At 57.7% G+C, this 13,381-nt stretch carries 11 protein-coding genes and 2 tRNA genes; 6 read left to right on the top strand and 7 right to left on the bottom strand.

Features of this window, described 5'->3' with window-relative positions:
• Nucleotides 1–11: 11 nt before the first annotated feature.
• From J3T92_RS08355 to J3T92_RS08365, 3 genes are read right to left on the bottom strand one after another with little or no spacing between them, the layout of a single operon-like run.
• Nucleotides 12–875, bottom strand: a complete 864-nt coding sequence (locus J3T92_RS08355; protein WP_267401028.1) for a carbohydrate ABC transporter permease — start codon at nt 873–875, stop codon at nt 12–14.
• Between the two features lies 1 nt (nt 876).
• Entirely contained in the window at nt 877–1,860 is a 984-nt protein-coding gene (locus tag J3T92_RS08360; RefSeq protein ID WP_267401029.1) for a carbohydrate ABC transporter permease, read from the bottom strand.
• A 31-nt stretch (nt 1,861–1,891) separates the two neighbouring features.
• Nucleotides 1,892–3,145 (bottom strand): ABC transporter substrate-binding protein, encoded by a 1,254-nt coding sequence (locus J3T92_RS08365; RefSeq protein WP_254478401.1) that lies wholly within the window; start codon nt 3,143–3,145, stop codon nt 1,892–1,894.
• A gap of 313 nt (nt 3,146–3,458) precedes the next feature.
• Here J3T92_RS08365 and J3T92_RS08370 point away from each other — a divergent pair, with 313 nt between their 5' ends.
• Nucleotides 3,459–4,472, top strand: a complete 1,014-nt coding sequence (locus J3T92_RS08370; protein WP_267401031.1) for a LacI family DNA-binding transcriptional regulator — start codon at nt 3,459–3,461, stop codon at nt 4,470–4,472.
• A 148-nt stretch (nt 4,473–4,620) separates the two neighbouring features.
• Here J3T92_RS08370 and J3T92_RS08375 read toward each other — a convergent pair whose 3' ends face one another.
• Both J3T92_RS08375 and J3T92_RS08380 read right to left on the bottom strand, forming a co-directional pair.
• On the bottom strand, nt 4,621–6,372 hold the full coding sequence (locus J3T92_RS08375; RefSeq protein ID WP_267401032.1) for an FAD-dependent oxidoreductase: 1,752 nt from the start codon (nt 6,370–6,372) through the stop codon (nt 4,621–4,623).
• Between the two features lie 121 nt (nt 6,373–6,493).
• Nucleotides 6,494–7,057: a peroxiredoxin gene (locus tag J3T92_RS08380; protein WP_015021096.1), complete on the bottom strand. Its 564-nt coding sequence runs from the start codon at nt 7,055–7,057 to the stop codon at nt 6,494–6,496.
• Between the two features lie 157 nt (nt 7,058–7,214).
• Between J3T92_RS08380 and J3T92_RS08385 the strand changes: the two genes are divergently transcribed.
• The 3 genes from J3T92_RS08385 (at nt 7,215) to J3T92_RS08395 (ending at nt 10,995) form a co-directional block, all read left to right on the top strand.
• Nucleotides 7,215–8,600 carry a hemolysin family protein gene (locus tag J3T92_RS08385; protein WP_267401035.1) on the top strand — a complete coding sequence of 462 codons (1,386 nt, stop codon included), beginning with the start codon at nt 7,215–7,217 and terminating at the stop codon, nt 8,598–8,600.
• A gap of 232 nt (nt 8,601–8,832) precedes the next feature.
• Complete coding sequence (locus J3T92_RS08390; protein WP_220236604.1) at nt 8,833–9,312, top strand: Dps family protein; 480 nt, start codon at nt 8,833–8,835, stop codon at nt 9,310–9,312.
• A gap of 423 nt (nt 9,313–9,735) precedes the next feature.
• Nucleotides 9,736–10,995: a Na+/H+ antiporter NhaA gene (locus J3T92_RS08395; RefSeq protein WP_267401040.1), complete on the top strand. Its 1,260-nt coding sequence runs from the start codon at nt 9,736–9,738 to the stop codon at nt 10,993–10,995.
• Between the two features lie 110 nt (nt 10,996–11,105).
• Here J3T92_RS08395 and J3T92_RS08400 read toward each other — a convergent pair whose 3' ends face one another.
• Entirely contained in the window at nt 11,106–11,873 is a 768-nt protein-coding gene (locus J3T92_RS08400) for an SDR family oxidoreductase (protein WP_267401042.1), read from the bottom strand.
• Between the two features lie 478 nt (nt 11,874–12,351).
• Nucleotides 12,352–12,960, bottom strand: coding sequence for a M48 family metallopeptidase (locus J3T92_RS08405; RefSeq protein ID WP_267401044.1), 609 nt, complete (start codon nt 12,958–12,960; stop codon nt 12,352–12,354).
• 104 nt (nt 12,961–13,064) lie between these two features.
• Between J3T92_RS08405 and J3T92_RS08410 the strand changes: the two genes are divergently transcribed.
• Together J3T92_RS08410 and J3T92_RS08415 are read left to right on the top strand one after the other, a co-directional pair.
• Nucleotides 13,065–13,138: transfer RNA gene (locus J3T92_RS08410), tRNA-Ile, on the top strand.
• A gap of 38 nt (nt 13,139–13,176) precedes the next feature.
• Nucleotides 13,177–13,249 (top strand) — tRNA-Ala (locus tag J3T92_RS08415).
• The last annotated feature ends 132 nt before the right edge of the window (nt 13,250–13,381 follow it).

Consider the following 13,381-nt stretch of genomic DNA (forward strand, 5'->3'; position numbering starts at 1 on the left):
TCCTACCTCAATTACTTAACCGAACCCGCGACCATGCCTGCAATGAAGTACTTCTGCAGGAACATGTACGCCACCACCATGGGCGCTGCGGCAATCAAAGCGGCCGCAGCAGCAATACCGAGGTTGTTGGTATTCACAGAGAAGAAGGAAGCGACGCGAGGAGCGATGGTCTGAGATTGAGGGTCGGTCAGAATATAACTCGACAATGCAAATTCATTCCATACAGCCGAACCAGTCATGATGACGACGGTCGCCGTCACGGGCTTAAGCATTGGCAGTATCAGTCTGTTAAACACCTGAAGATGATTGGCTCCATCAAGAGCGCCAGCCTCATCAATAGCCGGAGGGATAGCTTTGATGAAGGCTGTATAGAGGAAGACCGAAAGAGGCAGTTTCTCAGCCGTCAATACTATCACGATGCCCCAATAATTATTGATCCCTCCGATCTGCACCAAGAAGGTGTACAAGGGCACAAGAATGCTCATGGGCGGAATCATCATCATGGAAAGAATGAAAGCTGAAATAAACTTATTCCACTTGGTCAGTCTGCGAGCCAGAGGATAAGCAGCAGCCGCTCCAAGCACACAGACCAGGAAAGTCGAGCACACAGTCACAACTGCGCTGTTGAACACTGCCTTCAGAATTCCACCCTCATTGACAGCCTGCATCCAGTTGCTCCATGCCAGATCATGCGTCCTCATCACCAAGGATGGAGACATGTCGTCGGAAGGCTTTAGCGACGTCGTGATTGCTAGATAGAACGGCAGCAGCTGGCAGATACAGACAATGATCAGAAAGAGATAAATCGCCCATCTTCCACGCTGGTAGTCAGAAGGGCTATATGACATCTGTTTCGTTTGCTTACCTCTTGCCATATCAGGCCTCCCAATCGAGCTTGGCCAAGCCTTTATTGACCAGCCAGGTCACCAGCGCAATCAAGACAAAGAGGAATACGCCGATTGCAGAGGCATACCCAGCCGTCTGATTATCGAAGTACATGGTTCCTATGTACGTTGATATGGAGTTGGTTGCATAACCTGGGCCCCCACCCGTCAAAACCTTGACAAGGTCATAGAGTTTCAAACCCCCAATTAGGTTCAGGACAACGCTCGTCGTAAAAGAAGGAGCCAAAAGAGGCAGGGTGATGTTCCAGAACTTCTTCCACCCATATGCACCGTCGACCTCTGCAGCCTCAACCACTTCCTGATCCATAGTCTGCAGACCAGCCAAATAGATAATCATTGAAATACCGACGTATTGCATCGAATTAACGAAAACTACAATGGCTACTGCAAAAGCGGCATTGTTGAACCAGGGTATCTTCTGTATGCCGAATACACCCAGTATGGCATTCAGTGCTCCCTGCTGATACTGGAAAACAAAGTAGTACATGATACCCATAATCACCGATGCAACCAGTGCGGGAAGATAGATGATAGCCCGCATCAAGGTACGGCCCTTAATCCTGGTATTCAGCAACAGCGCTAGGCCCAAACCCAGAATCTGCTGAATTACTGTAGATCCAATACCATAAATAAAGGTGTTGATGATGATCTGCATAAAATTCATATCCGTGAACATTGACTTGTAATTGGCCAAGCCAACGAAAGATTTCGCCTCGTTATAGCCATCCCAGTTCGTTAGCGACAGGCCAATACCCGAAATCAACGGATAGATGATGAACACCACCAGCAGGATTACAGCCGGCAGATAGAACAGGTTGATTGAAGAACCCTTGAACCTTCTGCGTTTATGAACCACCGTCTGCGCATTTCTACTCGTACTGTCGCCACCAGCTGGGTCAGGCAAACGATCCGGCTGGCTCCGCAACGCATTTATTTCATCTTTATCGATCATCATCAAGCTCCCGAAGAAACTCTTGTGGTAGCGACTATTTCTTGGTCTTCAGATTTTCAAAGGCCGTCTTTGCCTGATCGGCAGCGTCCTTTGGAGTCAATTGACCTGTGATAATGCCGTCGGTCGACTTGGACATGGTGCTGTACATGCCGGGAAGATACTTGCGGTCGAAGAAGGGGACCGTAGCTGTCTTCTTATCTTTCATCCAGTAGTCATAAGAGGTCTGGAACTGTCCCAAAGCAGATTTGACACCAGTCAAAGCCGAATTGTTCATGCTGACATTGACCAGCTGTTGAAGATTCTCGGGCTCTGCAAGAAAGTCGATGAACTTCAAGGCCGCTTCCTTGTTCTTGCTCGTCTTGGAGACTCCGAAGGTCAGCATGTCCTCGCCTGTTGAGAAGTAAGGCTTGCCCGTAGCGGAAGGAATGGGCATCATACCTAATTTGACATTGGGATTGTATGACTCTATCAACTGTGCGTTCCCGTTCGAACGGAAGTAGAAACCAGCCTTATCGGAAGCCATGAGACGCGCGATGTCATCTGGGGTCGCGGAGGTGTAGTCAACATTAAAGTAACCGCTCTTAGTCCACTGGCTGACCATTTCGGCATACTTCTGGTAGATGGAAGGATCGAATTTTCCGCCCTTGAGTTCCTTGAGCTGAGCGTCGGTATACATACCGGGAAGGATATAGTCTGCAATATCGCCGACGGCACCCATGTCCTTTGGGGTACTGACTATAGGCGTCATGCCAGCTGCCTTCAGTTTTTCGCAGGCATCCTTGAACGCATCCCAGGAATCGATGCTCTTGGTATCAATACCGGCCTTCGTCATAACCGTATCGTTGTACATAATTCCGGAAACCTGTATATCCGCAGGCAGGGCATAGAATTTGCCATCAGAAGTCTTGTAGACTTCATTGCCTAACGGCTTCAACCTCTTTGCCCAGGGACGATTCTGCATCGGCTCGAGGAAGTTGCCATAACGATCCCTCGACCATCCATGGGTGGCCCAGATATCCGGCGGGTTGTGCCCAGCCAAACGTACTCTTATGTCGTTCTGATTGTTATTCGTTCCCGGATTCGCCTTAATGGTGATACCGGGGTTGGCTTTTTCAAACTTTTTGGTAAGCTTCTGAATGACCTTAAGTTGTGGCGTGCCCGTAGACTGCATGGTCATGAACTCCAAGGTCTTTGTACCACCCGAGGATGAAGATGATCCGCATGCCCCCAAAGGTGCGAGGGCCAAGACGCAACTGATACCCAAAGCAATTACTTTGCCGTTCTTCATCAACCACTCCTTTGTAGGTTGTCATCTACCCGAATCACTTAAAGCAAATCCTCGCAATAGGTGTTCCGGTAATCTCTCAGTATATTCGAGTAGATTCTCTTGTCAAATGATCTAGGCTTTGTCCGATAGTCATGACTGCTCAAATAACGCATACATAACCCTTGTTTTAAAAGCATTGAGCAGACACCTGCCATGCCATGCGGGGCCTCTTCCCCGCCTCTGGGCGCCGTTGCTGATTGGAATATACTCGAGTAACATAAGAATTGAATACACTTTAATTGAAAGTGTTTTCATGCTTAAAAAGGGGCGGGCAATGGCAGAGGTTCCTACGCACGAACAACGTCGAAAGCGGGCCACCAGGGCTGATGTGGCACAGCTAGCGGGAGTTTCGACTGCTGTGGTCAGCTATGTCTTCAACAACGGGCCAAGAAGGGTTGCCCCTACAACTTCCGAAAAGGTGCGACGCGCAGCCAAGCTCCTCGATTATCGCCCCAACACCACTGCCCGCGCCCTGCGTACCGGGTTTTCAAAGATGATGGCCGTCATCGTCCCGGACTCCTCCAACCCTTTCAGCGCCGGCATTTACAACGAGCTGCAATCGGCCGCATCCCGCCATGGGTATTCCTTGATGTTCATGAACGTCAAAGGTGATCCGAAACTGGAGGAGGATGCAATCAGCAAACTAATCGAACGCAATGTTGATGCCGTCTTCCTTTCAACCTCGCGCACCTACGACCAGATCAGCATGGCACCCCTCGACCAGAGCCGATTTATCTTTATGGATCAGCCTCGGAGAGTCAGGAATGCCAAGAGCGTTTCAACTGACTTCTATTCCTCCGCCATGACGGCCACCGAACATCTGATAGGGCATAAGTTCTGCAGCGTGGACATGCTCTACGGCGGCCCGGAGGAGGATCGAACCGATGATCGCGTACGGGGCTGGTATGCCGCCCACCAGAACAACAATCTGCCGGCCGGCCGCATCATTCGGTCCTACTTCACTCGCGAGGGTGGGTATCGGGCGACGCTACAGCTTTTGGACAGCGACCACCAGCCCCAGGCCATTTTCGCTGGTTCCGATATGGAAGCCATGGGTGCTCTTCGGGCTCTACATGAGCGCGGGCTGCGCATTCCCGAGGACGTGGCCATCGTCTCCTTCGACGGCACCGTCGACTCCCTCTACACCTGGCCCCAGCTGACCACCATGCAGCAGGACACCCAGAAAATCACCGCCTGCGCCATGAATGCGGCCTTGGATCCGGACCAAGTCCCTGACGTGCAACTGATCAAGGCGGATCTGGTCATCCGCCATTCCTGCGGCTGCTGACATGGCAAACTAATCAAACCGTGGATAATATTCACAGTTTCTCATCAATACAGGCCTGCAATATACATCAGAAAAGGCGTTGACATCATCGCCACAAAGGCATTGATGCCAGCGCCCATTCAGACTCTGTTCAGGCTCAGACCCAGGGTCAGGCCCCGATCAGATCCAGCATTTCAGGAACGGACTTCTTGCCGAACTCCACGGTCTCCTGGCCGTCCTTGCGGATCACGATGCAGGGGACGCTCATGACCTGGTACTGGTCCTTCAGCTCGGGGAAGTGGGCCAGGTCGTAGGCCTCGGCGCGCACCTTGCCGTTCTGGGCCGCCACCCGCTGGGCGGACAGGACCGTAGTCGGGCACATGGTGCAGGTCAGGGAGACCAGCATCATCACGTCCACCCGGTCCTTGATGGCATCGATCCGGTCCGAGGTGGGCTGGTCCACCTGTTGCCCGGGGCCCGCCGCATTGTAGAGGGCCAGGACGAAGGAGTTGAACTCGTGGCCGCTGGGCACGCCATGGAAGGCCAACCCGGTCGGCTGGGAGACGCCCTGGTCGTCCAGCCGGCAGATGCGCACGCTGGGACGTGCATCAGGCAGGTCGCTGGCGGGATCGTAGTCCTTGCTGTCCTCGTCCGTGCGGGAGTCGACCCTGACGGTCAGCTTACCGTCGGAGAGCCCGACCAGCTCATCCACGAAGGCCTCCAGCTCCTTGGAGACCTGGCTGCCGTCCAGATCCAGGGCCAGCTCCAGCTTTCCGGTCATCTTGCCGAAGACCATGCCCAGCTGTTTGCGGATGTCCGGCCCGAAGAAGCCGGAGGTCTTGGCCAGGGCCTGGCCGTCCTCCTGGGCCACAGGCGCGGGCGAGGTGCCCGAGGCCAGGGCGGAGTTCTCGGCCTGCCGCTCGGAACGGGCGTAGGGGGAGTCCTCGGGCCGCGGCGGCACCAGGCCGGTCTTGTCCGACATGTTGGAGGCGTAGCGCTCCAGCTCCACGGCGGCCACAGCCCCATCGGAGGCGGCGGTGATGACCTGCCGCAGGTTCTTGACCCGCAGATCCCCGGCGGCGTAGATGCCTGGCACCGAGGTCTCCAGGTAGTCGTGGGTCAGCACGTACCCGTGGTCATCCAGATCCACCACGCCCTTGAGCATGCCGGTCTGGGGCACGTAGCCAGCGAAGACGAAGACGCCAAAGGTGCCGCCATCCTGGGGCTTCCAAGTGGTGGTCTGCCCGCTCTTGCGGTCCAGGATAGCGGCCTCGACCAGCCCGCCGGGGCCAGCGGAGACTCCCTTGAGCTCGGTGGAGTAATGAATCTCGATCTTGTCGTTCTTCCGGGCCTCGTCAGCCACGGCAGCATCGCAGGTGAAGTCCTCCTCGCGCACCAGCAGGGTCACCTTGGTGGCGTACTTGGTCAGGAAGACCGACTCCTCAGCGGCTGCGAACCCGCCGCCGACCACCAGGACCTCGCGCCCGGTGAAGAACTCGCCATCGCAGGTGGCGCAGTAGGCCACACCGCGGCCCGCATACTCCTGCTCGCCCTGGAAGCCTATCTTGCGGGGGCTGGCGCCGGTGGCGATCAGGATGCCGAAGGTGCGCAGGTCGCCCCGAGAGGTGTGGACCACCTTGATGTCGCCCTGGGCCTCGATACCTGTGGCCTCGGCGCTCATGAACTCGGCTCCAAAGTTCTGGGCCTGCTGGCGCATGGTATCGGTCAGCCTGCGGCCATCAGTGCTGGCCACGCCCGGGTAGTTGACCACGTCGGCCGTGATGGTGATCTGGCCGCCAAAGTCGTCCTTCTCCAGGATCAGGGTGCGATACCGCGCCCGGGCCAGATAGAGGCCTGCGCTCAGGCCTGCAGGACCACCGCCGATGACGACCACGTCATAGAGATTCTTGTCTTCCGTCATGAATGCCTCTTCCGAAGGAATGCACGGATGTGCTGGTGTTGGATACTGGTCGTGAATACAGAAAAGGGAACCCGCCCTGGTCGCTTCCGATCGGCGAGTTCCCGATATTGGCAGCTGCAGATCAGAGCTGACCGACCAGATCCAGGCTGGGCTCAATGGTGTCCTCGCCGGGCTCCCACTTGGCAGGGCAGACCTGATCGCCGTGCTCGTAGACGAACTGGGAGGCCTGAACGCGGCGCAGCAGCTCGTCGGCGTTGCGGCCCACGTTGGAGGAGATGACCTCGTAGGCCACGACCTTGCCTTCAGGGGTCAGAATGAAGTCGCCGCGCTCGGCCTTGCCCTCAGCCTCATTGTAGGTCTGCAGGTCCTTGGCCAGGGTTGCGGTCGGATCGGCCAGCATGGGGTACTGGACCTTGGCGATCTTCTCGTTGGCCTCGTGCCAGGCCTTGTGGACGAACTCAGTGTCACAGGAGACGGAATAGATCTCGCAGCCGATCTTCTTGAAGTCCTCGTACTTGCTGGCCAGATCCTCCAGTTCGGTGGGGCAGACGAAGCTGAAGTCCGCAGGGTAGAAGAAGAGCAGGGACCAGTGTCCCAGCAGATCCTTCTTGGAGACCGGGAAGGTCTTGTTATCCTGGTAGGCCTGCGTGGTGAACTCAGTCAATTCGTGCTGAAGCTGTGACATGGGAAAATCCTTTCGGGAGCGTTGGGAACGTCGGCCTGAAGCCGAACCTGTCTCCGTATTTCATGCTAGTCAGGAAGCACTGCATGGGGAAGACAGAGGTTCGCCGCTGGGGTGTGACATAGGGCACATGGGGCGTCCATACCCTAGCATTGAGGTTATGGCATTATGGCTGAACATCCTGCTCATTCTCTTCTTCCTCCTGATCGGATCCGTCTTCTCGGGGACCGAGCTGGCGCTGGTCTCCCTGCGCGGATCGCAACTGGAACAGATGGAGCAGCAGGACGCACGCGGCGCCCGGGTGGCCCGCATCGCCCGCGACCCCAATACCTTTCTTTCCGCTGTGCAGATCGGCGTGACACTGACAGGCTTTCTCTCGGCCTCCTTCGGCGCATCATCCATCGCCCCCTACGTAGTGCCCGTCCTGACCGGGTGGGGAGTGCACGAGAGCCTGGCCGGCACCCTGACCACAGTGATCCTGACCCTGATCATCTCCTACTGCTCCATCGTCATCTCCGAGCTGGTGCCCAAGCGGATCGCCATGCAGCGCACCGAGGCCATCGCCAGGGCCGTCGTCCCGGCCATCGACGTCTTCACCACCCTGTGCAGGCCGTTGATCTGGCTGATCGGCAAAAACACCAACCTCATCGTGCGCATCCTGGGCTTCGACCCCCAGCAGACCGACACCGAGGTCAGCGATGACGAGCTGCGGATGCTGGTCTCCTCCAACACCAACCTGAGCAAGGACGAGCGGATGATCCTGGGCGACGTCTTCGATGCCTCCGAGACCAGCGTGGCCGAGGTCATGCGCCCCCGGGCCGACGTGGTCTTCATCGCCGGAGACATGCCACTGCAGGAGGCGGTCGAATTCGTGCACGACGAGCCCTACTCGCGCTACCCGGTGACCGGACGCGACTTCGACGACGTGCTGGGCTTCGTCCACGTGCGCGACCTGATGGACGTGCGCAATCCCCAGGCCAAGACCGTGGCCGACGTAACCAGGCCCGGCATCGCCCTGCCCGGCACCTCCAAGCTCCTGCCCAGCCTGGAGAAGCTGCGCAAGAAAGGCATCCACCTGGCTGTGGTCATCGACGAGTACGGGGGCACCGACGGCATCGTCACCCTGGAGGACATGACCGAGGAGCTGGTAGGCGACATCCGCGACGAGTACGACCTGCCTGAGGAACAGAACCCGGCCCATCCCCAGGCAACCGCCTTCGTCAACGGCGTGGCCACGGTTGACGGCGGCATGACGATCGAGGACTTCGCGGACCTGACCGGAATCGAGCTGGAGGACGGACCCTACGAGACCCTGGCCGGCTACTTCCTGGCCCAGACCGGGCGGATGGGGCAGGTGGGCGACGTGGTCCACTCCGACGACGGATATGACATGGTGGTGACCAAGGTGGACGGGCGGCGCATCGAGACCATTGAGGTCAGGCGCCGGCGGGAGGCTGAGGGCCAGGCTGGCGATAATGACGAAGCCGGAGAAGACGAAGCGGATGAAGACAAGTCGAATCCCGAAGCAGGAGCAGGCCGGGAATAACCAGAGCGGTTCTAATCTGACTGAGATTGATTTGACCGAGGCTGGCCGTCAGCCTACGAGCATCCACGCTAGTCAAGGAAAAATGACTGTCAGCGTAGCCGATGGTCCGTGAATGATTTCACTGGTTGATTCCCGCAAAATCCAAGCGTTTCCTTGCCTTTTCCTCTAGTCTGGAGATACAAGGTCGGGGCTGACCCGACCGCAGGCATAATTTCATATTTAAGGAGCGATTATGGCATTGAACTTTACCGTACCGGGACTCGACGAAGCGACCAGCGAGAAGGTCATCTCCATCCTGCAGAGCCGTCTGAGCCAGGAACAGGAGACTGCCCTGATTCTCAAGCACGCCCATTGGAACATGAAGGGCAAGGAATTCATCGGCATCCACGAGATGATGGATCCCGAGGTCGATTCGGTGCTGAACATGGCCGACGAAACCGCAGAGCGCATCGCCACCTTGGGCGGCTCCCCCGCCGGACGGCCCGACGACATCATGAAGAACCGCGACTGGGATGGCATCACCATGACCGGCCGCCAGGATGCCCTGGACTACCTGAAGGCCCTGGACACCTACTACACCACCTTCATCAAGCGCGACCGCGAGGCCATTGAGAAGCTGGACGACCTGGACATCGTCAGCTCCAACATCCTGCAGGACCACGTGCAGGAGCTGGAGCACTTCCAGTGGTTCATGCGCAGCCATCTGTTCTGAGTTACTGAGTTACTCGATTTCTGAGCTCTGAGAGCTCATCGCCGCCTCCGATAGGCGGTATGCCAGCGGCCCTGCATCGTAAAAGGTGCAGGGCCGCTGGCATAACTCTTTGGACAAGATAGAATTGACATTTGGGAGACGGCCGGGCGCCGCCTCATGCCGGGAAGACTGGTCGGCCACGGAAGACCGAACCCTATCCGCCCGACCAGGAGCATCATGCCGCCCACGCCCACATTCCCAACATCTCAAATCAATCCACGTCGTCAGGACCCCGAACCATCAGACCCCCGACTTTCGAATTCTCAGCAGAATTCCAAGCCATCGAATGCCCAACCATCAAATCCACAGCGTGGGCAGGGCGGATCTGACAGGGACCAGCACAACAGACATCATCGTTCAAATTGTTTCGCAACCCTATCATCCTTGGCTGAAAACGATCGGATCACCGGGCCATTCATGATGGTCTGCGCAGTAGCCGGACTGATCCTGGCCAATCTGCCGAAGGCCGGGCCAGGCCTGAATGCGCTTGCCGCCTGGGTACCTCTGGATCTGCCGAGCGGGCTGAACCTGTCCTTGAAGGACTGGATACAGGACGGGCTGCTGACCATATTCTTCCTGACCATGGGTCTTGACCTGCGCCAGGAAGCTGCCACGGGCACTCTGCGCGACCACAGGCAGGTCCTACTGCCCATGCTGGCCGCTCTAGGCGGTGTGGCCGTTCCGATCCTGATCTACTGCCTGCTCAACCTGGGCTCCCCCGCTGGTTTGCGTGGCTGGGCTGTCCCAACGGCCACCGATGTGGCCTTCTCCCTGGCGGCGCTGCAACTGCTTCTGCCCAAGGCCGGGCCCGCCCTGCAGGCCTTTTTGATGACCCTGGCCATCTTCGACGATCTGATTGGCGTCCTGCTGATAGCCCTGGGCTACTCCAGTTTGGGACAACAGAGCTGGCTGCTTGTCTGCCTAGCCGGCCTTGTGGTCTGGGCCCTGCTGGTCCGAGCGGTGAGCCGTTCCTCCCAACTCTGGAGACCGTTGATGCTGCTGTTCCTGTTGGGCGCCTTAGCGGGCGGACTTCTGGCCTGGTACGGCCTCTTCAAGGCTGGAATCCACCCAGTGTTGGCGGGAGTGGCGATGGGCCTATTGACCCCTGTGGCCAGGTCACGCGAGGCTGAACCATCCGGAGCAGAATCTACCGGGGCCAATCCAGCTGAGACCAAGACAATAGGAATTGAGCAGAGTTACTCCCGGGCACCATCGCCTGCCGAACAGTTGGATCGCCTGCTGACGCCTTTGAGCGCCCTAGTTGTCCTGCCCGTGTTTGCTTTCTTCTCGCTATCCATCTCCCTAGATCAGCTGGGGCCCGGACTGCTGACTGACCGCGTCTTTTGGGGCACCACGCTGGGACTGGCCTTGGGCAAACCCTTAGGAATCATGACCGTGGTGATCCTAGCAGGTCATTTGGGGCTACGGCGGCCTGCTGGCTCCACGACCGGGAACATGATCGGCCTCTGCCAGCTCTGTGGAATCGGCTTCACCATGTCTTTCTTGATCGCCAACCTGGCGTTCGCCGGATCCCCGCGCCTGAAGCCAGCACTGCTGGGCGTGCTGGCGGGATCGGTCCTGTCCGTGCTCATCGTGGCCGTCGGCACTATCCCCGGTCGACTGCGTTCCGCTAGGCACACATAGGCTTAGCTGCCAAGACTCAACCTCTGCCAGACCCGGTTCCTGCCAGAATCAACCTGTCAAACTGGGTTTTTGGCAGAATCAGTTTTGCCAGAATCGGTCCCTTACCAGGCTCAGCTGCGACGGTAAAGCTTGGTGTATGAGCCCTCGGCACGAGGACGAACCACAATCTGGTCGATGTCCACAGTGTCGGGCTGCTCCAAGGCCCAGGTGACGCATCCTGCGATGTCGTCGGCGGTCAGCGGGTCGGGCACACCGGCGTAGACCGCGTCAGCCCGGTCGCTATCACCGCCGAACCGCTTCAGGGAGAACTCATCGGTGTGGACCAGACCAGGGGCGATATCGACCACGCGCACTGGCTCGCCAATCAGTTCCAGCCGCAGAATGCGGGCCATGACCCGTTCCGCCGCCTTGGAAGCACAGTATCCACCGCCGCCCTCGTAGGGCTCGATGCCTGCCGTCGAGGAGATGACGAGAACCGTGCCCTCCGACTCTTTCAGGGCCGGGAGCAGCTTCTGGATGACCCGCAGGGTGCCGATGACGTTCAGCTCGTACATGCCGCGCCAATCGTCCAGGCTGGAGGTAGCCACCGGGTCCTTGCCAAATGCCGCACCGGCACAGTTGACCAGAGCCTTGACCGGTCCACCCTTGAGTACAGCATCGACGGCCACCTGAGTGGAGTCCTCGTCGGTCACATCGCATACCTCATAGGTGAAGTTCTGACCCAGCTGGTCGGCGAGGGCCTTGAGATTGTCCTCGCGCCGAGCCAGTCCGACCACCTTCCAGCCTTTGTCCACCAAGGCTCGCACACTGGCCTGACCGATGCCGCTCGAAGCGCCGGTCACCACAGCACGCTTGATTGTCTTCTTGGATTCCGTCATCTCATCTGCTCCTTCATGATCGATTGCCCCGGATCGGCTCCACACTCGCCTCCGGGCCGCAGGGAGCCTGCCTAGCTGCTGCAGGATCGCCCCTCTTCCTCAACGCTAGCGCACCAGCATGGGCTGCGGCAGTCTCCTGTCGGCTTTGGAGGACAAATGTGGCGCATTAAACCAGCCTCGGGTAGAGTCAGCACGAATCAAATGCAGATCAGCTGAGTCAGAACAGCTCACAGTCAGTTCGGTCTGAATCAGACCGCATAGGCAGGTTAGATCTGCACAGACAGAACGCATCAAAAACCAATCCGACTTCGCTCCAAAAGACACAGCAGAGGTTCGGACGCGAAATCATCAGCACGTATGATGCCACAGATTCGTAATTTACAAGCTCACATTGCACAAATTCTGAAATCACGTGGAGCTGATGGCTCCGGAATTCATGGCTCTCGAAGTCATATCTTCATATGTCTAGCTTCTGTAGTCACAAAGCCAAATAGCGGTTGAGTCGACGACGGCGCTCAGTCCAGTCGGGCATATAGCGATCCATCCGCGCGCGGAAGCCGGGGCCGTGACCGTGCTCGTAGAGGTGAGTCAGCTCGTGAACCAACACATACTCCAACAGATCGGAATCCAGCCAAGCCAGGTCGGTGTTGAGCCGGATACTGGCAGTGGCGGGGGTGCAGGAGCCCCAGCGCGTTTTCATCTTCCGCAGACTGATGCGCTCGGGCCGACGACCCACTACGGGGACCCACCGATCAAGCAGAGTCGGCAGCCTCTCTTGGAGAATTCTCTTGGCTTCGTCCTCGGATCGTCCTGGCTGTAGCTGACCATCGGCTCCGGATTGGGCGTAGACATCGCGTGAGTGGGCCAGACGTTCTCTAGTGGTTGCAATCCAGCGGTGCTTGCCGTCGATAAAGGCACGAATCTGGTCGTCGCCCAGCTTTAGAGGCGCCGTCACTTCCAGATGGCCGTCAGGCGGCTTGACCCGCAGATAGACGTTGGCGATCCGCTTCCTGATAACCAAAACAGTCTCACCACCGACCTCCAGCTGCTCCGACCGGACTGGTTCCGCACGCCGTTTCCGCCTCATGACCCCCATTCTTCCGCCAAGACGCGACGCGACGCCGCCGAGATTGACTTGAGGGGACACTATGGTAAGCTAACCATCTGTGTGATTCTTCGGTCACACGGCATGGGCCTGTAGCTCAGCTGGTTAGAGCGCATCCCTGATAAGGATGAGGTCGGAGGTTCAAGTCCTCCCAGGCCCACGCATTTCTTGCGCGGTTGAAGTTCTTTTCACATTCACGGGGCTATGGCGCAGCTGGTAGCGCATCTGCTTTGCAAGCAGAGGGTCGCCGGTTCGAATCCGGCTAGCTCCACAGATAGTATTTCCGAGGCTTTCGAGGCTTTTTTACATCATCTTTGGCAAATATCGACTATCCAACTACGACTACTACAGCGTGGATAACACTGATCCAGTGGGGTGGACACTCTAGCAGCTGAAGCTCATA

It is taken from the genome of Bifidobacterium sp. B4081, from assembly GCF_026537335.1.
Classification (GTDB): Bacteria; Actinomycetota; Actinomycetes; order Actinomycetales; family Bifidobacteriaceae; genus Bombiscardovia.